This is a genomic window from Streptomyces sp. NPDC058678, assembly GCF_042714835.1.
In the GTDB taxonomy this organism is placed as follows: Bacteria; Actinomycetota; Actinomycetes; order Streptomycetales; family Streptomycetaceae; genus Streptomyces.
The window spans coordinates 231,948-256,870 of sequence record NZ_JBHXSG010000001.1; the positions used below are offsets into that span (position 1 = coordinate 231,948).

The window sequence follows — 24,923 nt, forward strand, 5'->3', positions numbered from 1 at the left end:
TACGTTTCCGTAGGTTACGAGACCGTAGGTTAAGAGCCGTGTAAAGATCCCTGATCAGCGGTGTTCCGCGGGCATGACAAGTGGCCCCGGAACCGCAGGTCCGGGGCCGAGGGGGTGAGGTGCGCGCTCGGTCAGGCGTAAAGATCGCGCATGCGCACAGAGAGGCATGTCACACATCCTTCGAGTTTCTCGAACTCGCTGATGTCCACCGGGACCGGCTCGTGGCCGAGGTCGCCCAGCAGTTCGGCCGTCTTCGGCGCGCTCGCCGCCATCAGCAGCTTGGCGCCGCCGAGGAGTACCACGTGCGCCCCGGACTCCTCCGGCACCGGCAGGAAGCGCGGGAACAGCGAGGGCGAGTCCAGCAGGGGGATGCGCCCGAGGACGGTTCCGTCGGGCAGTGCGGTGACCGCGCTCTTCAGATGCAGCACCTTGCTCACCGGTACGGCGACGATCCGCGCCCCGAGCGGTTCGAAGGCGGCCCGCAGTTGCTGGACCCCGGCCGCGTTGGTGCGGCCGCCCCTGCCGACGTAGATCGTGTCACCGATCTTCAGCACGTCACCGCCGTCCAGGGTGCCCGGCTCCCAGATCCAGTTGACCGAACAGCCCAGGCGGGCCACGGCCTCCTCGACGCCGACGGTCTCCTCGCGCCGGGACTCGGTGCCGGGCCGGGTGATCAGCGCGACGTTCCTGTACATGACGACCGTGTCCTCGACGAACACCGAGTCGGGGCAGTCGTCCTCGGGATCCACCTCGATGGTCTCCCAGCCGTGCGCGCGCAGGGCCTCGACGTACGCCTCCCACTGTTCGAGGGCGAGGTCGACGTCGACCTTCTCGCGCTCGATGTGCGTCACCAGGCCTTCGGCGAGGCGCGGGCTGGGGCGGCGGACGAGGGCCTTCTTGCTGGGCACGAGGGGATCTCCGGATCGGTGGGACAGGGTGTGGCCTGCCCGCCATCATGCAGGGCCGGTGCGCGCGGGCAAAACCCTCGTTGTCAGGCTGTGGCCCTCCTGAGATGCTCCGCCGTGCCGGAGCCGGGGGCGAAGAGGAGCTCCCGAGGGGTCCCTTCGCGGAGCACCCGCCCGCCGTTCCCAGATGTCGGTCAGCGTGGCGACCGCGGACCGGGAGCGGCCCCCGACCGGCCGCTGGTCGACGACGATCGCGGGCGTCAGATCCTCCAGGGCGTCCGCGTGCGGCCGCTCGTACTTGGGCAGCCGGTTGCGGACGAACCAGGTGAACGTCTCGTTGAGCTGCCGCTGCGACTCGACCGCGATCGTGTCGAAGACGACCGACGACTTCCCCGATCCCGAAACGCCGGTGAACACGGTCAGCCGGCCTTTCGGGATGCGGAGGGTGACGTCCTTGAGGTTGTTCTCCCGGGCTCCGGTGATGGTGATGAATTCGGGCATGCACCCGACGCTAGGCCGGATACCCGACAGCTTCTGGCGTGATTTCCTTGAGTTCTCCGTCGAGAAGCAGCCAGCGTGTGATGCCGATCGACTCCAGGAACGGCAGGTCGTGACTGGCCACGATCAGCGCCCCCTCGTACGACTCCAGGGCCGTCGTGAGCTGCCGCACGCTCGCCATGTCGAGGTTGTTCGTCGGCTCGTCCAGCATGAGCAGCTGCGGCGCGGGCTCGGCCAGCATCAGCGCGGCCAGCGCCGCCCGGAAGCGTTCGCCGCCGGACAGCGTTCCCGCCTTCTGGTCGGCGCGGGCGCCCCGGAACAGGAAGCGGGCCAGCCGCGCCCGGATCCGGTTGTTGGTGGCAGCCGGCGCGAACCGGGCCACGTTCTCGGCGACCGTCCGCTCGTCGTCGAGGACGTCGAGCCGCTGCGGCAGGAACCGCATCGGCACGTGCGCCTTCGTCTCGCCCGCGACCGGCCGGAGCTCCCCGGCGATCGTGCGCAGCAGCGTCGTCTTGCCCGCGCCGTTGCGCCCGATCAGCGCGATCCGCTCCGGACCGCGCAGGTCGAGACCGCCCGCCACGCGTGCGCCGTACGCCAGTTCCAGATCCTGGAGGGTGAGGACGGTACGGCCCGGCGGTACGGCCGTGTACGGCAGGTCGACGCGGATCTCGTCGTCGTCCCGCACGGCGTCCACCGCCTCGTCGAGCCGTTCCTTGGCCTCGGCGAGCTTCTCCTCGTGCATGATGCGGTGCTTGCCCGCGGACTCCTGTGCCGCGCGCTTGCGTGCCCCCATGACGATCTTCGGCTCACGCTTCTGGTCCCACATCTTCTGCCCGTACCGCTTGCGCCGGGCCAACTTGACGTGAGCGTCCGTCAGTTCACGCTTCTGCTTCTTCAGATCCGACTCGGCGACCCGCACCATCCGCTCCGCCGCCTCCTGCTCGGTGGCGAGCGCCTCCTCGTAGGCGGAGAAGTTGCCGCCGTACCAGGTGACCTCCCCGGAGTGCAGGTCGGCGATCTGGTCGACCAGTTCCAGGAGTTCGCGGTCGTGGCTGACCACGACCATGACGCCGGGCCAGGACGCGACGGCCGCGTACAGCCGCCTGCGCGCGTACAGGTCCAGGTTGTTGGTGGGCTCGTCGAGCAGCAGGACGTCCGGGCGGCGCAGCAGCAGCGCGGCCAGCCGCAGCAGCACCGACTCGCCGCCCGAGACCTCGCCGGTCGTCCGGTCCAGCTCGATGTGGCCCAGTCCGAGTTCGCCGAGGGTGGCGAGCGCGCGCTCCTCCACGTCCCAGTCGTCGCCGACCGTCTCGAAGTGCTCCTCGGCCACGTCACCCGCCTCGATGGCGTGCAGCGCGGCCCGCTGTGCGGCGATGCCGAGCACCTCGTCGACCCGCAGGTGGGTGTCGAGGGTGACGGTCTGCGGAAGGTAACCGACCTCGCCCGCGACGCGGACGGTGCCGTCGGCAGGGGTGAGCTCCCCGGCGATCAGCTTCAACAGGGTCGACTTCCCCGACCCGTTGACGCCGACGAGGCCGGAGCGGCCCGGGCCGAACGCCACGTCGAGGCCCTCGAAGACGGGGGTGCCGTCGGGCCAGGCGAACGCGAGGGAAGTGCAGGTGATGGATGTAGACATACGGGTCTCCGCGGTTGCTTGAGGCGGTCGGGGGCAAACGCGTATCGAGACACCTGCGACCAAGGGGAAAGGGCCCCGGGGGCATGGGAAAAGCCCTGTTCCGGAGGACGGCTCGAACGCCGAGGTCGCACACAGCGCACACACACCTCATGTGTGTGACGTGGTGTCTCATGACCTCAGACGAGCAACGTCCTTCTCCAATCGACGGCAACAGGACCGCTCTACACCGTATGAGCGGCCCAGATGGCTGTCAACGCATTAACTGAGCCCCGAACCCACCGCCCGAAGGAGACCCCGTGGCCCACGGCTCGCTCTCGCTCCCGGCCCGGCTGTGCCTGCTGGCCTGGGACAGCACGGAGGCGGAGGTCACCGGCGCCGGCCGGCTGCCCCCTCTGGTCCGGTCCGGCGCCCTCGTCGAGCTGGCCCGGCGCGGCCTGCTCACCGACGAGGACGGCATCGCCACGCCGGCCGACCTGGACTCCGAGACGGGGGACCCCGTTCTCGACGGCCTCCTCGAACTGGTCCGGGAGTCCCGGCCGCACCGGTGGCGGACCTGGGTGACCCTGCACGCGCGGATCACCCTGGACGCCGTACGGGAGCAGTTGGCCGCCGGAGACCACCTGCGCGCGGAGAAGCGACGGGTCCTCGGGGTCTTCCCGACCGTGGAGTACGTCCTGGAGCGCGTCGACATCGTGGCCGCGCTGCGCGAGGAGGCGCGGGCGGCTCTGCGGGGACCGGTGCCGGTCGCGGAGGTCTCCGAGCGGGACGCGGCCCTCGCCGCGCTCGCGGACGCCGCGGGGCTGGTGTCCGACGACGAGCCCGACCGGGGGCGTCTCGAAGAGCTCGTCGAGCGCGGCGGGGCGGCACCCGTGCTGCGGACGGTCCTACGGGAGGTGCAGACGGCGCGGACGGCGGCGTCCGCCGTCAACTGACCCTCCGCACGGCCAGGTCGGACACTTGCCGGACCCCCGGGGGGTCGCATCGGCGACGTCTCGCACAGCACCTTCGCCATCGGCAGCCACGCGCATGCCGAGAGCCACCACGGTACGGCGGTACAGCGCGACCAGGCCGCAGGTCGAGTGACGCGCATGACGAACCAGACCGCCCTCGGCGACCGCGCCCTCGCCTTCCGCCGGCTGGACGTCCCGGCAGCCCGCTCGTGCTGTGCCGAACGCGTGGGACACCCGTGCGCGCATCGTCGAGGACGCCGGTGCCGCCGCGGTGGCGACCACCAGCGTGGGCTCGCCCGGGCGCGGCGGACGGCGACACGCAGGCCCACGACCGGGCCCTCGCGGCCGTGGCGTGCGTCGCGGGCGCGGCGGACGGCGACACGCAGGCCCATGACCGGGCCCTCGCGGCCGTGGCGTGCGTCGCGGGCGCGGTCGGCGTGCCGGTCGGTGCGGACGTGGCGAGCGGCTGGGCGCAGGACCCGGCCGGGGCGTGGGCGCCGACAGGATCTTCGTCCCCGGGGCCGTCGACCCGGAGACCGTGACGCTGCTCGCCGACGGCGTGGACGCTGTGTCGCACGTGATGGCCGGTCCGGGTGCCCTGCCGTCGCGCAGTGGGCAGCCCTCGCCCCGATGGGGGTCCCTCCCGCTCGAGCGAAGCCGGGAGTGGGGGAGCGGGTGAGTGAGCATCGGCTCGGGGATCGCCCAGGCCGTGCACGCCCTGGTCCGCCGGGGAGCTGCCGGGCGCGGGACGGACGACGTGCCGACGGCGGGCTCGAGCACGGCGAGCTCAACGCGCTGTTCGGTCGCCGAACCCGGTCGGGCTCAGCAGGCGTCCCGCATCAGCTCCGCCAGGTCGTGGTCCAGGTCGAGCTGGAGATGCTCCAGACCGACCGGCACCAGCTCGCTGGTCGCCTCCAGGAACCGGCGCAGCTCGCCCGAGCGGACGTGCACGACGGCGGTGCCCTCGGGGGCGTGGAACTCCAGCACGGTGCGGTCGTAGCCGTACGGCCGCACCCGCACGTCGCCGTGGCCCTCGGGCTCCTGGAGGCCGGCCGTGAGGAGTTCGCGGCTGAAGGTCCAGCAGACCTCCACGCCCTCCAGGGTGGCCGGGGCCGGGAAGGTCATGCGGACGGCGAACGGATCGCGGCGGTCGTAGTGCAGCGTGGCGGGAATGCTCGGCATCCGCGGCGCGGCGGCGACGAGACGGGCCTCGACGGGCTGCTCGATGACGATGGACAACGCCTTGCTCCCTTGTGACGGCGGGACGGACTTCCGGGGATGAGGCCGGGCACTGGAAGAGACGTCGGAATGAGTCAATCCGTGCACACCGATGTCTAGTGACCTCTGTCACCGTCTTCATTCACGGGAGTGGCCAGTCTCTTCTCCCGGGGTGTGAAAGACAGTTGTGACGAGTGTGGTGGCCCGATGAGGCGGTCGGGGTCCTCTGGACGGCACCCTGACGGTGGGCTAGCTTCGCCCGCCATGAGGCGCTTGGGGATCACGCGACGCACGAGACGGCCGGGACGGACGAGGCGAGCGGTGGGCGCGGGGGTGGCATGCGCGGCGGCACTGGCCGCCCTGACCGCCGTACCCGCACAGGCGCAGGAGCCCGGGGAGCGGACACCGCACTGGGAGCTGAAGGACACCGGCAGTTCCGGTGTGCGGTTCCGGGGGCTCGCGGCCGTCGGCCGGGACACCGCCTGGGTGTCCGGCACCCAGGGCACCGTCCTGCGGACGACGGACGGCGGAGCGAGCTGGCGAAACGTCTCGCCGCCGGGCGCCGCCGAGCTGCAGTTCCGGGACATCGAGGCGTTCGACGCCCGGCGCGCGGTGGTGCTGGCCATCGGTGAGGGGGAGGCGTCCCGCGTCTACCGCACCGACGACGGCGGTGACACCTGGACCGAGTCCTTCCGCAACACCGACGCGCGGGCCTTCTACGACTGCCTCACCTTCTTCGACCGCCGCCACGGCCTCGCGATGAGCGACCCGGTCGACGGGAAGTTCCGCATCCTCTCGACGAGCGACGGCGGCCGCTCCTGGAAGGTGCTGCCCAGCGGCGGCATGCCGGCCGCCCTGGACGGCGAGGCCGGGTTCGCGGCGAGCGGCCAGTGCCTGGTCTCCGCCGGCCCCCGGGACGTCTGGCTGGCCACCGGCGGCGCCGCACGCGCGCGCGTGCTCCACTCCGCCGACCGCGGCCTGACCTGGACGGCCTCGGACACGCCGGTTCCGGCGGGCGGCCCGGCCCGCGGTGTCTTCGCGCTCGCCTTCCGGGACCGCGCCCACGGTCTCGCGGTCGGCGGCGACTACCGCCCCGACCAGACGTCCACCCGGCCGGCGGCACGCACCGCCGATGGCGGCCGCGCCTGGCAGTCCGCCGCCCAGCCGCCACCCGCCTACCGCTCGGGCGTGGCCTGGCTCCCGTACAGCCGTACGGCCGCCCTCGCGGTCGGACCCACCGGCACGGACCTGACGACGGACGGCGGCCGTACCTGGCGGACGGTGGACACGGGCTCTTACGACACCGTCGACTGCACGCCCGACCTGGGCTGCTGGGCGGCGGGCGAACAGGGGCGCGTCGCCCGTCTGGAGGGCTGAGGGCGCTCGGTGTGGCGCATGGATCCGGAAAACGGGTACCCGTTCACCGAACGTGAGAGGAGCGAGCGGACATGCCACGTGGTTCGAGTCCCAAGCGGGAGCGCCAGTACGAGCACATCAAGGAGAGCGCCGAGGACCGGGGCGAGAGCACCGGCCGCGCAAAGGAGATCGCCGCGCGGACGGTGAACAAGGAACGCGCCCGGTCCGGCGAGTCGAAGACCGCCAGCCGCACCTCGACCAAGGACATGTCGTCCGGCAAGCGGGGCGGCCAGCGGTCCGGCCAGGGCTCCCAGGGGCCCACCTACGACCAGCTCTACGAGGAGGCCAAGAAGCGCGGCATCCAGGGCCGTTCGGACATGAACAAGAGCCAGCTGCAGCAGGCACTGGGCAAGAGCTGAGCCTCAGGCCGGCGTCTGCCGGTACCGCTCCAGGCCCGGTGCCGTGTTCGTGGCGGTGAACTCGGCGATGCGGTACTCGCACACCCCGGCGGTGACGAAGGGGTCGCCCGCGGCGATCTCCGCGATCCGCGCGCGGTCCTCCGCGACGGCGAGGATCACTCCGCCGTCGCGGGGGTTCTTGGGCCCGGACGCGAGGAAGACACCCTGCGCGTACTGCTCGTCGAGCCAGGCGACATGCGCCGGGAGCGCGGCGTCGACGGCGGCCGGCGGGGCGGTGTAGGTCAGCTCCAGTACGAACATGATCACGAGGTTACCCGTCCGGGTGACGGCCAGTAGGCTCGTCCCATCATGACGACGGTGAGAATTCCCTCCGACTGGCCCGCGACCGAGGAACACGCCCGCGCCGTCCAGGACGAGTTGCGCGAGCGAGTGGTGCTCGACGAGCCGGGACCGCCGGTCGGCACGGGCCGGGTGACCGGTGTCGACGTGGCCTACGACGACGAGCACGACGTGGTCGCCGCTGCCGCCGTCGTGCTGGACGCGGCGAGCCTCCAGGTCGTCGCCGAGGCCACGGCCGTCGGCCGGATCTCCTTCCCCTACGTGCCCGGCCTGCTCGCCTTCCGCGAGATCCCGACGGTCCTCGCCGCCCTCGACGCCCTGCCCTGCCCGCCCGGCCTGGTGGTCTGCGACGGCTACGGCCTCGCCCACCCGCGCCGCTTCGGCCTCGCCAGCCACCTCGGCGTGCTCACCGGCCTGCCCACCATCGGCGTCGCCAAGAACCCCTTCACCTTCACCTACGACGACCCCGCCACCCCGCGCGGCAGTACGGCCCCGCTCCTCGCCGGCGCCGAGGAGGTCGGCCGCGCCCTGCGCACCCGGGCGGCGGTCAAGCCGGTCTTCGTCTCGGTCGGCCACCGGGTGAGCCTGGACAACGCCTGCGCCCACACCCTCGCGCTGACCCCCGCGTATCGCCTGCCCGAGACGACCCGCAGGGCCGACTCCCTGTGCCGCAGGGCGCTGCGCGACGCGACACGCTGAGGGCGGCTACTCGATGCGCCAGCCTCCCACCTCGCGGTAGTCCGAGTCGTAGATCACCGATTCGTCGCCGGGCCGCAGCGGGTAATGGCGCAGGTTCCCGGCCCAGTAGCGCAGGATCCGGCCCAGCTCGCCCGCGGGATCCTTCGCCAGTGCTTCGTCGTCCATCGTGACTTCGAGAAGGAACTTCATGCCCTCAATCGTTTCATTGAACCGCCCGTTGAGACTTTTGCTCCCTGAGCGCCTCACCTGACACGTGGTCTGAGTACGTGGTCTGAGTACCTGTACGGATGTGGGGCCGACCGCCGGCTCGACAGGCTGTGCGCATGACTTCGCACCGTTCCCCGAAGCCCCTCGCCGACCCCGAGCGTCCCGTCGAGCGTGCCGTGACCGCCGCGCTGGTGCTCGCCACCCTGGCGGGCCTCGGGTGGATCTGCGGGATGATCTACACCGTCGCCCAGTGGCCGCTGTAGGGCCGGCTCACCGGCTCCCGGCCACCCGGAAGGTGATGTGGGCCCGCCGCAGCCGCTCGGTCAGCGCGTCGCCCATCGCGACCGCGGTGGTGACCTGACCGGCGGTCGGCGGAAGGTCGTCGAAGGCCAGGGACAGCGCCGACTCGGCGAAGATCTTCGCCGTCTCGCCGTACCCGGGGTCGCCGCCCGCGACCTCCGTGTACACGCGCCGCCCGCCGCCCTCACCGACGAAGCGGACCTTGAACCAGCTCTTCGCGCGCTGCTCTGGGCCGGGGCCCTCACCAGGCTTGAGCCGGTCGGACAGCCACCGCCGGGCGGGCGGCAGTTGGGCCGCGGCGATCAGCGCGCCCACGGCGGCCACCCCGCCCACGGCGACCGGCAGGTTCCGTACCGCCGCGTACTCGCGGTAGCGGAAGTCGGGGCCGTAGCGCTCCAGCGCCTGCGCGGACCGGCGGACGATCTGGGCGTCGATCGTCGGCAGGGGCAGCGCCCAGGCGCCCACCTCCGGGGCGAACCGCGGGACGCCGGTCGGTGCGGAGGCCCGCCGGCCCACCAGGCGCGGCTCGTGCCGCCCGCGCTCCCGGGCGGCGGCCACCATCTGCCGGCCGCGCGCGAACTGGTTGAGCGCCGAGGCGAACGTGCCGCCCGAGAAGGTGGCGTTCGCGGTCACGAAGCCGTCCACCCTGAGGGGCACCCCCTCGGGCAGTTGCCGGACCGTGAAGTACGCCCCCAGGTCGTACGGCACCGAGTCGAAACCGCACGCGTGCACCAGCCGGGCGCCCGTCTCACGCGCGCGTGCGTCATGGCGGACGTACGTCAGGTCCACGAACTCCGGCTCGCCGGTGAGGTCCAGATAGTCCGCTCCGGTGTCCGCGCAGGCGGCGACGAGCTCCTCGCCGTAGGTCACATACGGGCCGACCGTGGTGGCCACCACGCGCGCCTGCTCGGCGAGCGCACGCAGTGAGGCCGGATCCGACACGTCGGCCTTCAGTACGCCGACGTCCGTTCCGCCGGGCAGCCGCTCGCGCAGTTCCTCCAGCTTGCGCTCGCTGCGCCCGGCGATCGCCCAGCGCAGCCCGTCCGGGGCGTGCGCGGCCAGATACTCCGCCGTGAGCGTCCCCACGAAGCCGGTGGCTCCGAAGAGCACGATGTCGTACGGACGGTCCGTCCTGTTCAGCCTGCTCATGACACCCCTCGGTCTCGCCGCACGCGCCGTTGTCGGTGGCCGAGGCTAGCGTGAGGAGTGCGGAGCCCGACGACGAGGCCGGAGGTAGCAGGTGGCCGTGCCGAAGAACGCCCTGAAGAAGTGGGAGAAAGTGCGTGAGTTCGCCCTCGGGCTTCCGGGTGCCACGGAGGAGTTCCCCTGGGGCGAGACCGTCGCCAAGGTCAACAAGAAGGTGTTCGTCTTCCTCGGCGTCGACGACGGCAGCTATCCGCTGGGCGTCACGATGAAGCTCAAGGACGAGGCCGCCCATGCCCACGCGCTGACCTGCCCGGGCGCCGAGCCCGCCGGGTACGGCCTCGGGAAGTCCGGCTGGGTGAGCGTCCCGTTGGAGCACAAGGGCGCCCCCGGTGCCGAGCTGCTGTGCGACTGGGTGGAGGAGAGCTACCGCACGATTGCGCCGAAGCGGCTGATAACCGAGCTGGACGGTCGCTGAGCCGACCGGCGGGGCACAATCGACTAAGCGCTTGCTCTCCAGGTCTTGTGTCCGCTGGAAGGCGTTCTTAGCATCACTGGTGTTACATCGGTTGTGTCATACCTCTGGGGGCTGAATGGCAACGACGCGAGGGCCGGGCCCGCTCTCCGGCGTACGTGTGGTCGAGCTGGCCGGTATCGGGCCGGGCCCGTTCGCCGCCATGCTCCTCGCCGACCTGGGTGCCGACGTCGTCCGCGTGGACCGGCCCGGCGGCGCCGGACTCGCCATCGACCCGGAGTCCGACATCACCAACCGCAACAAGCGCTCGGTGATCGTCGACCTGAAGGCACCCGACGGACCCGCCCGCGTCCTCGACCTCGCCGCCCGCGCCGACGTCCTGATCGAGGGCTACCGGCCTGGGGTCGCCGAACGCCTCGGTGTCGGCCCCGAGGACTGCCACGCCCGCAACCCGAGACTCGTCTACGGCCGGATGACCGGCTGGGGCCAGGAAGGCCCCCTCGCCCCGCGCGCCGGCCACGACATCGCCTACATCGCGCTGACCGGCACCCTCGGCATGATCGGCGAACCGTCCCGGCCTCCCGCCGTCCCGGCCAACCTGCTCGGTGACTACGCGGGCGGCTCCCTGTACCTCGTCGTCGGCGTCCTCGCCGCCCTGCACCACGCCCGTGCGACCGGCACCGGCCAGGTCGTCGACGCCGCCATCGTCGACGGCACCGCCCATCTCTCCGCGATGATCCACGGCATGCTCGCCGCCGGCGGCTGGCAGGACAGGCGCGGCGCCAACCTTCTGGACGGCGGCTGCCCCTACTACGGGACCTACGAGACCGCCGACGGGAAGTACATGGCGGTCGGTGCCCTGGAGCCCCAGTTCTACGAGGAGTTCCTGAACCTGCTCGGCATTGGGGAGCACACCGCGGCGCGCAAGGACTGGACCCGCTGGGGGGAGCTGCGCGAGGCGGTCGCCGCCCGCTTCTCGTCCCGCACCCGTGAAGAGTGGACGGCCGTCTTCGAGGGCTCCGACGCCTGCGTGGCGCCCGTACTGTCCCTGCGCGAGGCCCCGCACCACCCGCACCTCGCCGCCCGCGGCACCTTCACCGACCACGGCGGCATCACCCAGCCCGCGCCCGCGCCCCGCTTCTCCCGGACCCCGACAAAGGTCCGCACCGGCCCCGCTCGCCCCGGCGCCGACACCGCGGACGTGGCACGAGACTGGGACGTACCCGATCTCCTGAAGGGCCTCGCATGAAGCGGCAGATCTTCGCGCCCGAGCACGACGCGTTCCGCGAGACCGTGCGCGGTTTCCTGGCCAGGGAGGTACTGCCGTACTACGAGCAGTGGGAGAAGGACGGCATCGTCGCGCGTGACGCCTGGCGGGCGGCCGGCAAGCAGGGGTTGCTCGGGCTCGCCGTGGACGAGGAGTACGGAGGCGGCGGCACCGACGACTTCCGCTACAGCGCCGTCCTCGCCGAGGAGTTCACCCGCGCGGGCGCCCCGGGTCTCGCCCTCGGGCTGCACAACGACATCATCGGCCCGTATCTGACCGGTCTGGCCACCGAGGAGCAGAAGGGGCGCTGGCTGCCCGGCTTCTGCGACGGCACGCTGATCACCGCCATCGCCATGACCGAGCCCGGCGCCGGCTCCGACCTCCAGGGCATCCGCACCCACGCCGAGGACCGGGGCGAGCACTGGCTGCTCAACGGCTCCAAGACGTTCATCTCCAACGGGATCCTGGCCGACCTGGTGATCGTCGTGGCGAAGACGACTCCGGAGGGCGGAGCCCACGGCCTGTCGCTGTTCGTCGTCGAACGGGGCATGGAGGGCTTCGAACGCGGCCGCAACCTCGACAAGATCGGCCAGAAGGCCCAGGACACCGCCGAGTTGTTCTTCCAGGACGTGCGCGTGCCCAAGGAGAACCTCCTCGGCGAGCCCAACGGCGCCTTCGTCCACCTCATGACCAACCTCGCCCAGGAGCGCCTGAGCATCGCCGTCGCCGCGATCGCCGCGGCCGAGCACCTCCTGGAGATCACCACGCAGTACGTCAAGGAGCGCGAGGCCTTCGGCCGGCCTCTGGCCACCAAGCAGCACATCCGCTTCGAAATAGCCGAGATGGCCACCGAGTGCGCCGTGACCCGCGCCTTCCTCGACCGTTGCGTCGAGGAGCACTCCCGCGGCGGTCTCGACGCCGTGGACGCCTCCATGGCCAAGTGGTGGGCGACGGAACTGCAGAAGCGGACCGCCGACCGCTGCCTCCAACTGCACGGCGGCTACGGCTACATGACCGACCACCCGGTCGCCCGGGCCTTCACCGACGGGCGCATCCAGACCATCTACGGCGGGACCACCGAGATCATGAAGGAGATCATCGGTCGTTCCCTGCTGGGCTGACCCTTCCCGAAAGGCTTGATGTGAGCACCGAAGCGTACGTGTACGACGCGATCCGCACCCCGCGCGGCCGCGGCAAGGCGAACGGCGCCCTGCACGGCACGAAGCCCATCGACCTGGTCGTCGGACTCATCCACGAGATCCGCGACCGCTTCCCCACCCTCGACCCGGCGGCGGTCGACGACATCGTGCTCGGCGTCGTCGGCCCGGTCGGCGACCAGGGCTCGGACATCGCCAGGATCGCCGCCGTCGCCGCCGGACTGCCGGACACCGTGGCGGGCGTACAGGAGAACCGCTTCTGTGCCTCGGGTCTGGAGGCCGTCAACATGGCCGCCGCCAAGGTGCGTTCCGGCTGGGAGGACCTCGTCCTCGCGGGCGGCGTCGAGTCGATGTCCCGGGTGCCCATGGCCTCGGACGGCGGCGCCTGGTTCAACGACCCGATGACCAACCTGGCCGTCAACTTCGTGCCACAGGGCATCGGCGCCGACCTCATCGCCACCATCGAGGGCTTCTCCCGCCGGGACGTCGACGAGTACGCCGCGCTCTCGCAGGAGCGGGCGGCGACCGCCTGGAAGGAGGGCCGCTTCGACCGGTCCGTCGTCCCGGTCAAGGACCGCAGCGGCCTGGTCGTCCTCGACCACGACGAGCACCTGCGCCCGGGGACGACCGCCGACTCCCTCGCAGGGCTGAAGCCGTCCTTCGCCGACATCGGCGACCTCGGCGGCTTCGACGCCGTGGCCCTGCAGAAGTACCACTGGGTGGAGAAGATCGACCACGTCCACCACGCGGGCAACTCCTCCGGCATCGTGGACGGCGCCTCGCTGGTCGCGATCGGCTCGAAGGAGGTGGGTGACCGCTACGGGCTCACCCCGCGCGCGCGGATCGTCTCCGCCGCCGTCTCCGGCTCCGAGCCCACCATCATGCTCACCGGCCCCGCCCCCGCCACCCGTAAGGCCCTCGCCAGGGCCGGACTGACCATCGACGACATCGACCTCGTCGAGATCAACGAGGCCTTCGCGGCCGTCGTCCTGCGCTTCGTGAAGGACATGGGTCTGTCCCTCGACAAGGTCAACGTCAACGGCGGCGCGATCGCGCTGGGCCACCCGCTCGGCGCCACCGGCGCCATGATCCTCGGCTCGCTCGTCGACGAACTGGAGCGTCAGGACAAGCGGTACGGCCTCGCCACGCTGTGCGTCGGCGGCGGCATGGGCATCGCCACGATCGTCGAACGCGTCTGAATCCCCGGCGGAACCCGGATCCAAGAGACCTCTACGGAGACCCTGTCATGACACAGAGCACCACCATCCGCTGGGAACAGGACCGCACCGGCGTCGTCACCCTCGTCCTCGACGACCCGGACCAGTCCGCGAACACCATGAACCAGGCGTTCCGCGATTCCCTCGCGGTGATCACCGACCGCCTGGAGGCCGAGAAGGACACCATCCGCGGCATCATCATCACCTCCGCCAAGAAGACCTTCTTCGCGGGCGGTGACCTGCGCGACCTCATCCGCGTCACCCCCGAGACCGCACAGGAACTGTTCGACCTCGGCATGGCCATCAAACGCGACCTGCGCCGCATCGAGACCCTCGGCAAGCCGGTGGTCGCCGCGATGAACGGCGCGGCCCTCGGCGGCGGCTACGAGATCGCCCTGGCCTGCCACCACCGCATCGCCCTGGACGCGCCCGGTTCGAAGATCGGCTGCCCCGAGGTCACCCTCGGCCTGCTCCCGGGAGGCGGCGGCGTCGTCCGCACCGTACGCCTGCTCGGCATCGCCGACGCGCTGCTGAAGGTCCTCCTCCAGGGCACCCAGTACAGCCCGCGGCGCGCCCTGGAGAACGGTCTCGTCGACGACGTGGCCGCCACCCGGGAGGAACTCCTCGCCAAGGCCCGCGCCTTCATCGAGGCCAACCCCGCCTCGCAGCAGCCCTGGGACAGGCCGGGCTACCGGATCCCCGGCGGTACGCCCGCCAACCCCAAGTTCGCGGCGAACCTCCCCGCCTTCCCCGCCACCCTGCGCAAGCAGACGGCCGGAGCGCCCTACCCGGCCCCGCGCAACATCCTGGCGGCCGCCGTCGAGAGCTCCCAGGTCGACTTCGAGACCGCCCAGGTCATCGAGGCCCGCTACTTCGTGGAACTGGCCGCCGGGCAGACCTCGAAGAACATGATCCAGGCGTTCTTCTTCGACCTCCAGGCCGTCAACTCCGGTGCCAACCGCCCGAGGGGCGTCGAACCGCGCCAGGTCCGCAAGGTCGCCGTCCTCGGCGCCGGGATGATGGGCGCGGGCATCGCCTACTCGTGCGCCCGCGCGGGCATCGACGTCGTCCTCAAGGACGTCTCCCTGGAAGCGGCCGTCAAGGGCAAGGGCTACTCCGAGAAGCTGTGCGCGAAGGCCGTGTCCCGGGGCCGTACCACCCAGGACAAGGCGGACGCGCTGCTCGCCCGCATCACGCCCACCGCCGACCCCGCCGACCTGGCGGGCTGCGACGCCGTCATCGAGGCCGTCTTCGAGGACACCTCGCTCAAGCACAAGGTGTTCCAGGAGATCCAGCACGTCGTCGAGCCGGACGCGCTGCTGTGTTCCAACACCTCCACCCTCCCCATCACCGCCCTCGCCGAAGGCGTCGAGCGTCAGGCCGACTTCATCGGGCTGCACTTCTTCTCGCCCGTCGACAAGATGCCGCTCGTCGAGATCATCAAGGGGGAGCACACCGGCGAGGAGGCCCTCGCCCGCGCCTTCGACCTGGTCCGGCAGATCAAGAAGACCCCGATCGTGGTCAACGACTCGCGCGGCTTCTTCACCTCGCGCGTCATCGGGCACTTCATCAGCGAGGGCGTGGCCATGGTCGGCGAGGGCATCGATCCCGCGTCGGTCGAACAGGCGGCGGCCCAGGCCGGTTACCCGGCCAAGGTGCTGTCTCTGACGGACGAGCTGACGCTCACTCTTCCGCGCAGGATCCGCAACGAGGCGAAGCGGGCGGTGGAGGAGTCGGGCGGCACCTGGACGTCCCACCCCGCCGACGCCGTCATCGACCGCATGGTCGACGAGTTCGGCCGCACCGGCCGCAGCGGGGGAGCGGGCTTCTACGAGTACGGCGAGGACGGCAAGCGGGCCGGCCTGTGGCCCGGGCTCCGGGAGCACTTCCCACGAGAAGGCGCACAGATCCCCTTCAGGGACATGCAGGAGCGCATGCTCTTCTCCGAGGCGCTCGACACCGTCAAGCTTCTGGAGGAGGGCGTCCTGACGTCCGTAGCCGACGCCAACATCGGCTCGATCTTCGGCATCGGCTTCCCGGGCTGGACCGGTGGCGTCCTCCAGTACATCAACGGCTATGACGGCGGGCTGCCGGGCTTCGTGGCCCGCGCGCGTGAGCTGGCCGAGCGGTACGGGGAGCGGTTCGCGCCGCCCGCGCTGCTCGTGGAGAAGGCGGAGAAGGGGGAGCGGTTCGGGGACGGATGATCCCAGGTCCCCAGGTCCCCAGGTCCCCAGGTTCTTTCGCCCCCGCCGCCCCGCGTCCGGTCACCGCGTGAGCCACTCGCGCAGCTCTTCCTTCAGCGACCGCTGGAAGGTGGTCAGCAGCGCCTGCACGACCAGCGGATGCATGTGCGCGGACAGCGACTTCACGTCCCGCGCGTCCCGCTCCGACACCTCGCCGCGGAAGAGCTCCGCCAGTTCGTGCGCCGCCGCGCGCGAGTGCTCGACGAGGACCTTCCGCGACGCGAGGATCGCCTCCTGCGACAGCGGTACGTCGAGCAACTGGACGCCGAGCCGGAGCAGGCCCAGGTCGACGTGGTACGAGTCGCCGTCCGCCCGGACCACCCCCATCGCGGCGAGCCGCGCCACGTCCCCGTCGGCCAGCTCCCGCCCCGCCCGCCGCTGAAGCTCCTCCCGGGACACGGTCTCCACCGTGTCCGGCGCCCAGGAGGTCACCACGGCCCGGTGGATCGCGAGGTCGTGCGCGCTCAGGTCCGGCGACAGCTGCCGCAGGTAGCGCTCGATGGCCGCCAGCGTCATGCCCTGCTGCTGCAACTCCTCGATCAGTGCGAGCCGCGCGAGGTGCTCCCGGCCGTAGTGCCCGACCCGCCGCGGGCCGATCACCGGCGGAGGCAGCAGGCCCTTGGTGCCGTAGAAACGGACCGTGCGGACCGTGACACCCGCCCGAGCGGCCAGCTCGTCGACGGTGAGGGCCGGATCCCCGGCATCCGTGGTGTCGGTCGTCATGTGCAGCAGTATCGCTGTCTCACCAATGGTGTGAAACCTCTTGGGCATCATCGCCGATCATGAGCCGCACGGCTACGCGCCCCTGGGGCGCTCGTTCCCCAGGTGCCCTCTGTGACGCGTGCCACCGCGTGTGAGGTGGTTTCCCGGGAAGGCGCCCCCTCGGCCTGTGCCGGTCGCCACCAAGGGGCACGGGCCGAGTCACGTCCGGACACCCGAGCGAGATCCGCCGGGGCGCACCAGAGAGTGGAACCACCCGTGAGCAAGGACGCCGTTCGATCGGCACAGACCGGCTCCCGCACCGGGGCGGCCACGACGCCCGCGGACGCGGGCGACGCCGGCTACAGCAAGGACCTCAAGGCCCGTCACGTCAACATGATCGCCATCGGCGGCGCGATCGGCACCGGACTCTTCCTGGGTGCGGGCGGCCGCCTGCACGACGCGGGCCCGGCGCTCGCGCTCGCCTACCTCGTCTGCGGCGTCTTCGCCTTCTTCGTCGTGCGGGCGCTCGGCGAGCTGGTCCTCTACCGCCCGTCGTCGGGTTCCTTCGTGTCGTACGCGCGGGAGTTCCTCGGCGAGAAGGGCGCCTATGTCGCCGGCTGGATGTACTTCCTGAACTGGTCGACGACCGGCATCGCCGACATCACCGCGATCGCCCTCTACACGCACTACTGGAGCCTGTTCACCGGCATCCCGCAGTGGACGCTGGCCCTGATCGCCCTCGCGGTGGTCCTGGCCGTGAACCTGATCTCGGTGAAGATCTTCGGCGAGATGGAGTTCTGGTTCGCGATCATCAAGGTCGCCACCCTCGTCGGCTTCATGCTGATCGGCATCTTCCTGCTGGCCACCCAGCACGAGGTGGGCGGCCGGACCCCCGGCACGAGCGTGATCACCGACAACGGCGGCGTCCTCCCGCACGGCCTGATGCCGGTCGTCCTCGTCATGCAGGGCGTGATCTTCGCGTACGCCGCCCTGGAGCTGGTGGGCGTGGCCGCGGGCGAGACCGCCGAGCCGGAGAAGGTCGTCCCGCGCGCGGTGAACTCGATCATGTGGCGCGTCGGCCTGTTCTACGTCGGCTCCGTCGTCCTCCTTGCCCTCCTCCTGCCCGGCTCGGTGTACACGGCCGACGAGAGCCCCTTCGTCACGGTGCTCTCGAAGATCGGCGTCCCGGCGGCTGGCGACGTGATGAACCTGGTGGTCCTGACGGCCGCCATGTCGTCCCTGAACTCCGGTCTGTACTCCACCGGCCGCATCCTGCGCTCCATGGCGATGGCGGGCTCGGCGCCCAGGTTCACCGCCCGCATGAACCGCAGCCAGGTCCCCTACGGCGGCATCCTGCTGACCTGCGCGGTCTGCGTCCTCGGCGTGGGCCTCAACTACCTCATGCCGAGCCAGGCCTTCGAGATCGTGCTGAACGTCGCCTCCCTCGGCGTCATCAGCACCTGGGTGATCATCATGGTCTGCCATCTGGTCTTCGTCCGTCGCGCCCGGGCAGGCCTGCTGGCCCGCCCCTCCTTCCGTCTCCCCGGCAGCCCGGTCACGGAGATCACCACGATCGCCTTCCTGCTGGCCTGTCTCGGCATGATGGGGAACGACCCCGAGGTCGGCCGCAAGACGCTGCTGCTCATCCCCGTGATCGGGGTCCTGCTGGTCGGCGGCTGGTTCGGGGTCCGGCGCAGGGTGTCGCAAACCGCCGACCGGGAACTGTCGCAGCTCAGGTGATCGCGGAGGGCCACTGTCAGTGGTGGCCTCTACGGTGGCGTCATGTCGGAGATCAGCTATGTCCAGGGTGACGCCACCGTTCCGTCGGTCAAGGGCGTGAAGCTGATCGCTCACGTCTGCAACGACATCGGGGGCTGGGGGAAGGGCTTCGTGCTGGCCCTGTCGCGGCGCTGGCCGGAGCCCGAAGCGGCGTTCCGCGCCTGGCACCGCGACCGCGCGGCGAACGACTTCGGGCTGGGCGCGTGCCAGTTCGTCCAGGTCGAGCGGTACGTGTGGGTGGCCAACATGGTCGGCCAGCGCGGTATTCGCACGGGCAGCAAGGGCGTCCCCGTGCGCTACGAGGCGATCGACGCGGCGCTCGGGCGGCTGGCCGACAAGGCGGTGGAGCTCAACGCCTCGGTACACATGCCCCGCATAGGGTGCGGCCTGGCCGGGGGCAAGTGGTCGCGCGTCGAGCCGCTGATCACCGAGCGGCTGGTGCGCCGGGGGATCGCCGTGACGGTGTACGACCACGGGGACTGACCCGGGCCCGGCCGCCCGTCAGGCGCGAAACGCCCGGACCAGGCACTCGGTGAGGCGCGCCGCGACGGCTCCGTCCGGGTCGAGCCGGGGATTGAAGATCGCGACGTCGAAGCCGACAGCGCCCGGAGCGGAGAGCGCCGTGCGCAGTACGGTCTCCAGCTCCCGCCAGGTCAGCCCACCGGGCTGCCGGTAGTCGACGGCGGGCATGACCTCGTCGTCGAGGACGTCGGCGTCCAGGTGTACCCAGTAGCCGCCGCCCCCGGTGAGCAGGGCGACGGCTCGGCGCGCCGCCTCGCCCGCACCCAGCACGCGCACCCTGTCGAGGTCCATCGCGAGCAGCCCGGCCGGCAGCGGCTGCATACCGGCCGTCGTGGACTCCTGGGTGTCCCGGAAGCCCAGGGCGACCACGTCCTCGTCCCGCACCAACGGCCCCCGGCCCTCCAGGTCGGCAAGGACGGCCGGTCCGCGTCCGGTGGCCAGGGCGAGCTCCATGGACGCCACTTCACCGGCCGGTTCCGCCGCGGGCTGGTAGAAGTCGGTGTGGCCGTCGAGGAAGAGCAGACCGTGGCGACCCCGGCGGCGCAGCGCGAGCAGGCTGCCGAGCAGGACACTGCAGTCACCGCCCAGGATCACCGGGAACCGGTCGCGATCGAGGACACCGCCCACCGCGTCGGCCAGCGCGACGGAGTACGCCGCGATGCCGTCCGGGTTGAGGACCCCGGTGCCGGGGTCACGTCGCGGGTCGTACGCGGGCGGCACGACCCGGCCCGCCCGCATCGCCCCCAGCCCTTCGGCCAGCCCGGCCCCGAGCAGCGCCTGAGGCAGTTCCTCGACCCCGGTCGGCCGCAGCCCCAGCACGGACGGAGCCTCGATGATCGCCACGTCCCGCACGTCCCGCACGTCCCGCACGTCCGGCACCTCCGTCAGCCCGGCGGCGCCGGCCGGCGCACGCATCCGGCGCATGAACCAACCGTAGACCGCCGGGCAGAACAGGGCTCCTCAGCGACCGCGCTCGTGCCCGTGCTCCTGCTCAGGCTCCTGCTCATGCACGCCGTTCGTCGCCGCGATCTTCTTCCACGACCTCGGCTGGACGGGAGCCGCCGCGGCCCGGCCCAGGGAGGCGTCCCGCGCCGCGGGCGCCGCCGGCTTCACCGGCTGGAACAGCCACGTGTCGAACAGCGCGCCCAGCGGCTTCCCGGCCACCTGCTCGGCGTACTTCCGGAAGTCGGCGACCGACGCGTTGCCGTGCGCGTACTTCTGCGGCCAGCCCTTCAGGACGGCGAAGAACGCCTCGTCGCCGATCTCGTTGCGCAACGCCTGCAGGGCCAGCGCACCGCGGTCGTAGACGGCGAGGTGGAACTGGTTCTCCGGCCCCGGATCCCCTGGCTTCACCGTCCAGAACGGGTCGTCGGCCGGATGCGAGGCGTACACGTAGTCGGCGAGTTCCTGCGCCGTCCCCTCGCCCTCGTGCTCGGACCACAGCCACTGGGCGTACCGCGCGAAGCCCTCGTTGACCCAGATGTCCTTCCAGCCGGCGACGGACACGAGGTCGCCGTACCACTGGTGGGCCAGCTCGTGCACGACCACGGAGGTGTTCGAGCCGCCCGCGAACTGGCGCGGGCTGTAGAAGGGGCGGGTCTGTGTCTCCAGGGCGTACCCGGTGGTGGTGTTCGGCACGTACCCGCCGAGCGCGTTGAACGGATACGGCCCGAAGTAGCCGGTCAGCCAGTCCGCGATCTCCCCGGTCCGCTCGATGCTGGACCGCGCCGCGCCGTAGTTGTCGCCGAGGTCCTTGCTGTAGGCGTTGACGACCGGGATGCCGCTCTCGGTGGTGCCGGTCGTGATGTCGAACCTGCCGACCGCCAGCGTGGCGAGATACGTGGCCTGCGGCTTGTCGGAACGCCAGTTGTAGCGGGTCCAGCCGAGGCGTGAACTCGTCGACTGCAGCGTGCCGTTGGAGATGGCCTGGGTGCCGTCCGGCACCAGCACGGACACGTCGTAGGTGGCCTTGTCGAGAGGGTGGTCGTTGCTGGGGAACCACCACCAGGCCGCCTCGGGCTCGTTGGCTCCGACTCCGCCGTCCGGGGTGCGGTGCCAGCTGGTGAAACCGTACGCCTGCTTCGACGACGGCACTCCGCCGTAGCGCACCACGACGGTCACCTCGGTGCCCTTCGCGAGCGGGGTCTTCGGGGTGATCTCCAGCTCGTGCTCGCCTGAGGTCGTGAACGACGCCTTCGCGCCGCCCACCCGGACCTCGCTCACGTCCAGCAGAAAGTCCAGATTGAACCGTGAGAGATCCTTTGTGGTGCGGACCAGCAGGGTGGCCGTGCCCTCCAACTCGTCCGTCGCCGGCTGGTACTTCAGCCGCAGGTCGTAGTGCGAGACGTCGTATCCGCCGTTGCCGTAGTCCGGGTAGTAGGGGTCGCCGATGCCCGGCGCACCAGGGGAGAGGCTCGCGGCCGATGCCGGGATCGCCAGCAACACGGTGGCCGCCGCGAGTGCGCCCGGCGCGATGATTCTGCGGTGCACGGAAGCTCCAAGTCGTAGGGGCACGAGGTCTGTTCGGAGCCTATTGATTCGCTGTGCGCCCCAGTCTGTCCACGGCCACCGCTGTCACGCGAATGCCATTCGGCCGTCATGAACCCACCGTTCCGCAAAGCCATATGAGCCTCCTGAGCCTCGTAGGCGTCCGATTGCCCTCTTCTGCGCGGGAGTTGACCGATGTACCGTCCGCGCATGCCGATACGCATGCGCTTCATGACCTGGAGATCGCTCGCCACGGCCGCCGTCGCACCCCTGGTGGCAGGCCTCGTCACCCCGATGGCCGCCCACGCCGCCCCACAGGAGAGCAGGCCGGTCCACTCGTACGAGAACGCCGTCCGTGAGGCCGTCTGGGTGGACACCGGACTCGACGGCGACAGTGACGGGAAGACGGACCGCGTCGCCGTCGACATCGTCCGGCCGCGCGAACCCGCCCAGCAGGGCCGCAAGATACCCGTGATCATGGACGCCAGCCCGTACTACTCCTGCTGCGGGCGCGGCAACGAGAGCCAGAAGAAGACGTACGACGCCGCCGGCAACGTCGTCCGGATGCCGCTGTTCTACGACAACTACTTCGTGCCCCGGGGCTACGCCGTCGTCGGCGTCGACCTCGCCGGAACCAACCGCTCCGACGGCTGCGTCGACGTGGGCGGACGCTCCGACATCCAGTCCGCGAAGGCCGTCGTCGACTGGCTGAACGGCCGGGCCAGGGCCTACACCAGCCGCACCGGCACCACCACCGCCAAGGCCACCTGGACCAACGGCAGGACCGGCATGATCGGCAAGAGCTGGGACGGCACCATCGCCAACGGCGTGGCCACCACCGGAGTCAAGGGACTGAAGACCATCGTCCCGATCAGCGCCATCTCCACCTGGTACGACTACTACTTCTCCAAGGGCGCCCCGCTCTACGACTCCGGCCCCGACTGGCTGTCCGACTACGTCGACAGCCCCGACGCCCGCGCCAAGTGCGCCGCCGTCCAGCAGAAACTCGTCGACGGAGCCCCGCGCACCGGCGACCGGACCCGGCTCTGGAGCGAGCGTGACTACGTCAAGGCCGCCTCGAAGGTGAAGGCGAGCGTCTTCCTGGTCCACGGCATGCAGGACCTCAACGTCCGTATGCAGCACGTCGGTCCGTGGTGGGACGCGCTCGCGAAGAACGGTGTCGAGCGCAAGATCTGGCTCTCCCAGACGGGCCACGTCGACCCGTTCGACTTCCGCCGCGCCGCCTGGGTGGACACCCTGCACCGCTGGTTCGACCACGAACTCCTCGGCTACGACAACGGCATCGACCGTGAGCCCATGGCCGACATCGAACGCCACCCCGACCAGTGGGTCACCTCCAAGGCATGGCCGCCGCGCGACACCGCCACCACGACCCTGCGTCCCGCCGAGGGCAGCCAGGACGGCGTCGGCACACTCGGCCTGCGCAAGGGCAGCGGCACCGAGACCTTCACCGACGACCCGCAGCTGAGCGAGACCGACTGGGCGGCGCGGATCGACACGGCCACATCCGACAAGGCGGGCTTCGTGACCGCCCCGCTCACCCGCGATCTGCGCGTGTCCGGCTCCTCCAAGGTCACCGTCACGGCGACCCCCACCACCTCGACGGCCCACCTGTCCGCCGTCCTGGTCGACCTCGGCCCCGACACCGTCCGCGACTACGCGGCGAGCGGCGAGGGCATCAGCACGCTCACCGACCGCACCTGCTGGGGCGTGAGCACCACCGGTGACAGCGCCTGCTTCTTGGAGACGCAGGCCAAGACCACCGACGTCGACCACACCGTCGTCAGCCGTGGCTGGGCCGACCTCGGCAACTACGCCTCCGGCACCGGCGTCCCGCTCACCCCGGGCAGGGCGTACACCATCACCCTCGACCTCGGGGCCACCGACCACGTCGTCCCGGCCGGCCACCGCCTCGCACTGATCGTCGCGGGCACGGACAAGGACCTCATCGACCCGCCGTCCAGCACCCCGACCCTGACGGTCGACCTGTCCCGTACGTCCGCTCGCGTGCCGCTGGTCGGCGGCGCGGCCTCGTTCGCGCGGGCCACCGCGGGCTCCGTGTCCGCCGCCCCCGAGGCCACGACCCTCGACGGGATCCAGGCACCGCGCTCCGTCCGGCGCGTCCCGGAGGGAGGCCGGTGATCCGTACCCTGACCCTCGTGACGGCGGCCCTGGCCGCGTCCCTCGTGGCGACACCGGCCGAGGCCATCGAAACCCCTCCCCGCACCGGCTTCGAGGAGTCGAACGGCGCCCGCTGGACGGGGGAGTCGCAGGAGCGGGACTTCCTGGCGGCCGTCGACAGGGGAAGCGGCCGCGTCTCCATCGCCTCCATCGGTACGACGAAACAGGGCCGGCCGCTCCACCTCGTGCGGGTCGGCGCGCGAAACGCCCCGAACAAGGTGCTGCTCGTGTGCAGTCAGCACGGCGACGAACCGTCCGGCCGCGAGGCCTGCCTCACCACCGTGCGGGACCTGGCGTACGCGCAGGACGGACCGACCCGACGCTTCCTGGACCGCACCACCGTCCTCGTCGTCCCCACCGCCAACCCCGACGGCCGCGCCGCCGACACCCGCGGCAACAGCGACGGCGTCGACGTCAACCGCGACCACCTCGCCCTGCAGACCGCCGAGGGCCGCGCCATGGCCAAGGTCATCCGGGACCGACGCCCCGACGTGATCTACGACTTGCACGAGTACGGCGCCACGCCCCCGTACTACGACAAGGACCTCTTCGATTTGTGGCCGCGCAACCTCAACACCTCCGCGGCGGTCCACGACGAGGCGGAGACCCTGTCCCGGGACTACGTACGTCCCGCCGCGCGGCACGCCGGGTACACCACCGGCACGTACGGCATCTGGACCGACCCCGTCACCGGCGAACCGGTCCGGCAGGTCGCCGGGGACGGCCAGGAACGCATCCTGCGGAACATGTCCGGAATCAAGCACTCGCTCGGCCTGCTGATCGAGAGCCGGGTGGAGCCGCTGACCGGTGTCGAGGACGCGGTCAACAACCGGCGCCGGGTCGACTCCCAACTCGCCGCCCTGAAGGGCCTGTTCGGGTTCGCCGACCGGCGCCGGACCGAGGTCGAGGCCACGACGAACACGGCCCGGCGGGCCGGCTACGCCGACACCGGCCCCGTCTACGTCGGCGGCGCGGACAACGACCCGCCCGAACCGGCCGAGGTGATCCAGGACCCGCCCTGCGGCTACCGGCTCACCGCCGACCAGTACGCGCAGGTGCGGGACGAACTCGCCCTGCACGGGGTGAGGACGAAGGGTACCTACGTCCCGCTCCGCCAGTCCCTGCGCGCCCTCGTCCCGCTGCTCCTCGACGAACGCGCCCCGTACCACCTCACGGCCGGTGAACCGGTGGCCGCCTGCTGA

General features: G+C 71.3%; 24 protein-coding genes and 1 pseudogene. 15 read left to right on the forward strand and 10 right to left on the reverse strand.

The window, feature by feature from the left end; translation table 11 throughout:
• Positions 1-131: 131 nt before the first annotated feature.
• From ddaH to ACFWWR_RS00995, 3 genes and pseudogenes are all read right to left on the reverse strand, one after another.
• Positions 132-908, reverse strand: a complete 777-nt coding sequence (gene ddaH / locus ACFWWR_RS00985) for a dimethylargininase (RefSeq protein WP_384301252.1) — start codon at positions 906-908, stop codon at positions 132-134.
• A gap of 180 nt (positions 909-1,088) precedes the next feature.
• Positions 1,089-1,406, reverse strand: a pseudogene (locus ACFWWR_RS00990) (excinuclease ABC subunit UvrA); the annotation flags it as partial.
• 10 nt (positions 1,407-1,416) lie between these two features.
• Complete coding sequence (locus ACFWWR_RS00995; RefSeq protein ID WP_383866342.1) at positions 1,417-3,039, reverse strand: ABC-F family ATP-binding cassette domain-containing protein; 1,623 nt, start codon at positions 3,037-3,039, stop codon at positions 1,417-1,419.
• A gap of 296 nt (positions 3,040-3,335) precedes the next feature.
• Here ACFWWR_RS00995 and ACFWWR_RS01000 point away from each other — a divergent pair, with 296 nt between their 5' ends.
• Together ACFWWR_RS01000 and ACFWWR_RS01005 are read left to right on the forward strand one after the other, a co-directional pair.
• The gene (locus tag ACFWWR_RS01000; protein ID WP_383866344.1) at positions 3,336-3,971 is read left to right on the forward strand and encodes a GPP34 family phosphoprotein; all 636 of its coding nucleotides are present in this window, start codon (positions 3,336-3,338) and stop codon (positions 3,969-3,971) included.
• A 508-nt stretch (positions 3,972-4,479) separates the two neighbouring features.
• Positions 4,480-4,668, forward strand: a complete 189-nt coding sequence (locus tag ACFWWR_RS01005) for a hypothetical protein (RefSeq protein ID WP_383866346.1) — start codon at positions 4,480-4,482, stop codon at positions 4,666-4,668.
• A gap of 143 nt (positions 4,669-4,811) precedes the next feature.
• Here ACFWWR_RS01005 and ACFWWR_RS01010 read toward each other — a convergent pair whose 3' ends face one another.
• On the reverse strand, positions 4,812-5,228 hold the full coding sequence (locus ACFWWR_RS01010) for an SsgA family sporulation/cell division regulator (protein WP_307678515.1): 417 nt from the start codon (positions 5,226-5,228) through the stop codon (positions 4,812-4,814).
• Positions 5,229-5,471: 243 nt separating this feature from the next.
• Between ACFWWR_RS01010 and ACFWWR_RS01015 the strand changes: the two genes are divergently transcribed.
• Positions 5,472-6,584 (forward strand): WD40/YVTN/BNR-like repeat-containing protein, encoded by a 1,113-nt coding sequence (locus ACFWWR_RS01015; RefSeq protein WP_384301257.1) that lies wholly within the window; start codon positions 5,472-5,474, stop codon positions 6,582-6,584.
• Between the two features lie 71 nt (positions 6,585-6,655).
• Positions 6,656-6,982, forward strand: a complete 327-nt coding sequence (locus ACFWWR_RS01020; RefSeq protein WP_383866351.1) for a plasmid stabilization protein — start codon at positions 6,656-6,658, stop codon at positions 6,980-6,982.
• 3 nt (positions 6,983-6,985) lie between these two features.
• Here the strand turns inward: ACFWWR_RS01020 and ACFWWR_RS01025 are convergent, their stop codons facing one another.
• The gene (locus ACFWWR_RS01025) at positions 6,986-7,282 is read right to left on the reverse strand and encodes a YciI family protein (RefSeq protein WP_384301260.1); all 297 of its coding nucleotides are present in this window, start codon (positions 7,280-7,282) and stop codon (positions 6,986-6,988) included.
• A 48-nt stretch (positions 7,283-7,330) separates the two neighbouring features.
• On the opposite strand from ACFWWR_RS01025, the gene ACFWWR_RS01030 reads away from it, so the two are divergent.
• Positions 7,331-8,020, forward strand: a complete 690-nt coding sequence (locus tag ACFWWR_RS01030; protein WP_383866354.1) for an endonuclease V — start codon at positions 7,331-7,333, stop codon at positions 8,018-8,020.
• A gap of 6 nt (positions 8,021-8,026) precedes the next feature.
• Here the strand turns inward: ACFWWR_RS01030 and ACFWWR_RS01035 are convergent, their stop codons facing one another.
• Positions 8,027-8,209, reverse strand: coding sequence for a hypothetical protein (locus tag ACFWWR_RS01035; RefSeq protein ID WP_383866356.1), 183 nt, complete (start codon positions 8,207-8,209; stop codon positions 8,027-8,029).
• 134 nt (positions 8,210-8,343) lie between these two features.
• Here ACFWWR_RS01035 and mmpA point away from each other — a divergent pair, with 134 nt between their 5' ends.
• Positions 8,344-8,490 carry a morphogenic membrane protein MmpA gene (gene mmpA / locus ACFWWR_RS01040; protein ID WP_383866358.1) on the forward strand — a complete coding sequence of 49 codons (147 nt, stop codon included), beginning with the start codon at positions 8,344-8,346 and terminating at the stop codon, positions 8,488-8,490.
• Between the two features lie 7 nt (positions 8,491-8,497).
• Here the strand turns inward: mmpA and ACFWWR_RS01045 are convergent, their stop codons facing one another.
• Positions 8,498-9,676, reverse strand: a complete 1,179-nt coding sequence (locus ACFWWR_RS01045) for a saccharopine dehydrogenase family protein (RefSeq protein ID WP_383866360.1) — start codon at positions 9,674-9,676, stop codon at positions 8,498-8,500.
• 91 nt (positions 9,677-9,767) lie between these two features.
• Between ACFWWR_RS01045 and ACFWWR_RS01050 the strand changes: the two genes are divergently transcribed.
• The 5 genes from ACFWWR_RS01050 to ACFWWR_RS01070 all read left to right on the forward strand — a co-directional run bounded on the left by ACFWWR_RS01050 (position 9,768) and on the right by ACFWWR_RS01070 (position 15,990).
• Positions 9,768-10,148 carry an MmcQ/YjbR family DNA-binding protein gene (locus tag ACFWWR_RS01050; protein ID WP_383866361.1) on the forward strand — a complete coding sequence of 127 codons (381 nt, stop codon included), beginning with the start codon at positions 9,768-9,770 and terminating at the stop codon, positions 10,146-10,148.
• 115 nt (positions 10,149-10,263) lie between these two features.
• Complete coding sequence (locus ACFWWR_RS01055) at positions 10,264-11,394, forward strand: CaiB/BaiF CoA transferase family protein (protein WP_384301262.1); 1,131 nt, start codon at positions 10,264-10,266, stop codon at positions 11,392-11,394.
• Positions 11,391-12,533, forward strand: a complete 1,143-nt coding sequence (locus ACFWWR_RS01060) for an acyl-CoA dehydrogenase family protein (protein ID WP_383866365.1) — start codon at positions 11,391-11,393, stop codon at positions 12,531-12,533. Before ACFWWR_RS01055 ends, ACFWWR_RS01060 begins: the two co-directional genes overlap by 4 nt.
• 20 nt (positions 12,534-12,553) lie before the next feature.
• Positions 12,554-13,768 carry an acetyl-CoA C-acetyltransferase gene (locus ACFWWR_RS01065; RefSeq protein WP_383866367.1) on the forward strand — a complete coding sequence of 405 codons (1,215 nt, stop codon included), beginning with the start codon at positions 12,554-12,556 and terminating at the stop codon, positions 13,766-13,768.
• Between the two features lie 47 nt (positions 13,769-13,815).
• Positions 13,816-15,990 carry a 3-hydroxyacyl-CoA dehydrogenase NAD-binding domain-containing protein gene (locus ACFWWR_RS01070; protein WP_384301264.1) on the forward strand — a complete coding sequence of 725 codons (2,175 nt, stop codon included), beginning with the start codon at positions 13,816-13,818 and terminating at the stop codon, positions 15,988-15,990.
• A 60-nt stretch (positions 15,991-16,050) separates the two neighbouring features.
• Here ACFWWR_RS01070 and ACFWWR_RS01075 read toward each other — a convergent pair whose 3' ends face one another.
• Complete coding sequence (locus tag ACFWWR_RS01075; RefSeq protein ID WP_384301266.1) at positions 16,051-16,752, reverse strand: MerR family transcriptional regulator; 702 nt, start codon at positions 16,750-16,752, stop codon at positions 16,051-16,053.
• Positions 16,753-17,007: 255 nt separating this feature from the next.
• On the opposite strand from ACFWWR_RS01075, the gene ACFWWR_RS01080 reads away from it, so the two are divergent.
• Complete coding sequence (locus tag ACFWWR_RS01080; protein WP_383870525.1) at positions 17,008-18,471, forward strand: amino acid permease; 1,464 nt, start codon at positions 17,008-17,010, stop codon at positions 18,469-18,471.
• 42 nt (positions 18,472-18,513) lie between these two features.
• On the forward strand, positions 18,514-18,993 hold the full coding sequence (locus tag ACFWWR_RS01085; protein ID WP_383870522.1) for a macro domain-containing protein: 480 nt from the start codon (positions 18,514-18,516) through the stop codon (positions 18,991-18,993).
• An 18-nt stretch (positions 18,994-19,011) separates the two neighbouring features.
• On the opposite strand, the gene ACFWWR_RS01090 is transcribed toward ACFWWR_RS01085, so the two are convergent.
• Positions 19,012-19,956, reverse strand: a complete 945-nt coding sequence (locus ACFWWR_RS01090; protein ID WP_384301268.1) for an arginase family protein — start codon at positions 19,954-19,956, stop codon at positions 19,012-19,014.
• A 36-nt stretch (positions 19,957-19,992) separates the two neighbouring features.
• Positions 19,993-21,522, reverse strand: coding sequence for a M1 family metallopeptidase (locus ACFWWR_RS01095; protein WP_384301270.1), 1,530 nt, complete (start codon positions 21,520-21,522; stop codon positions 19,993-19,995).
• Positions 21,523-21,729: 207 nt separating this feature from the next.
• On the opposite strand from ACFWWR_RS01095, the gene ACFWWR_RS01100 reads away from it, so the two are divergent.
• Positions 21,730-23,682 (forward strand): Xaa-Pro dipeptidyl-peptidase, encoded by a 1,953-nt coding sequence (locus ACFWWR_RS01100; RefSeq protein ID WP_384301272.1) that lies wholly within the window; start codon positions 21,730-21,732, stop codon positions 23,680-23,682.
• On the forward strand, positions 23,679-24,923 hold the full coding sequence (locus tag ACFWWR_RS01105; RefSeq protein WP_384301275.1) for a M14 family metallocarboxypeptidase: 1,245 nt from the start codon (positions 23,679-23,681) through the stop codon (positions 24,921-24,923). Before ACFWWR_RS01100 ends, ACFWWR_RS01105 begins: the two co-directional genes overlap by 4 nt.

Bases quoted from the DNA above. Each gene is read 5' to 3' on its own strand.
- ACFWWR_RS01100 (WP_384301272.1), top strand. From the start codon at position 21,730: ATGCCGATACGCATGCGCTTCATGACCTGGAGATCGCTCGCCACGGCC.
- ACFWWR_RS01015 (WP_384301257.1), top strand. From the start codon at position 5,472: ATGAGGCGCTTGGGGATCACGCGACGCACGAGACGGCCGGGACGGACG.
- ACFWWR_RS01055 (WP_384301262.1), top strand. From the start codon at position 10,264: ATGGCAACGACGCGAGGGCCGGGCCCGCTCTCCGGCGTACGTGTGGTC.
- ACFWWR_RS01075 (WP_384301266.1), bottom strand. From the start codon at position 16,752: ATGACGACCGACACCACGGATGCCGGGGATCCGGCCCTCACCGTCGAC.
- ACFWWR_RS00995 (WP_383866342.1), bottom strand. From the start codon at position 3,039: ATGTCTACATCCATCACCTGCACTTCCCTCGCGTTCGCCTGGCCCGAC.
- ACFWWR_RS01060 (WP_383866365.1), top strand. From the start codon at position 11,391: ATGAAGCGGCAGATCTTCGCGCCCGAGCACGACGCGTTCCGCGAGACC.
- ACFWWR_RS01025 (WP_384301260.1), bottom strand. From the start codon at position 7,282: ATGTTCGTACTGGAGCTGACCTACACCGCCCCGCCGGCCGCCGTCGAC.
- mmpA (WP_383866358.1), top strand. From the start codon at position 8,344: ATGACTTCGCACCGTTCCCCGAAGCCCCTCGCCGACCCCGAGCGTCCC.
- ACFWWR_RS01085 (WP_383870522.1), top strand. From the start codon at position 18,514: ATGTCGGAGATCAGCTATGTCCAGGGTGACGCCACCGTTCCGTCGGTC.
- ACFWWR_RS01035 (WP_383866356.1), bottom strand. From the start codon at position 8,209: ATGAAGTTCCTTCTCGAAGTCACGATGGACGACGAAGCACTGGCGAAG.
- ACFWWR_RS01090 (WP_384301268.1), bottom strand. From the start codon at position 19,956: ATGCGCCGGATGCGTGCGCCGGCCGGCGCCGCCGGGCTGACGGAGGTG.
- ACFWWR_RS01045 (WP_383866360.1), bottom strand. From the start codon at position 9,676: ATGAGCAGGCTGAACAGGACGGACCGTCCGTACGACATCGTGCTCTTC.
- ACFWWR_RS01020 (WP_383866351.1), top strand. From the start codon at position 6,656: ATGCCACGTGGTTCGAGTCCCAAGCGGGAGCGCCAGTACGAGCACATC.
- ACFWWR_RS01030 (WP_383866354.1), top strand. From the start codon at position 7,331: ATGACGACGGTGAGAATTCCCTCCGACTGGCCCGCGACCGAGGAACAC.
- ACFWWR_RS01070 (WP_384301264.1), top strand. From the start codon at position 13,816: ATGACACAGAGCACCACCATCCGCTGGGAACAGGACCGCACCGGCGTC.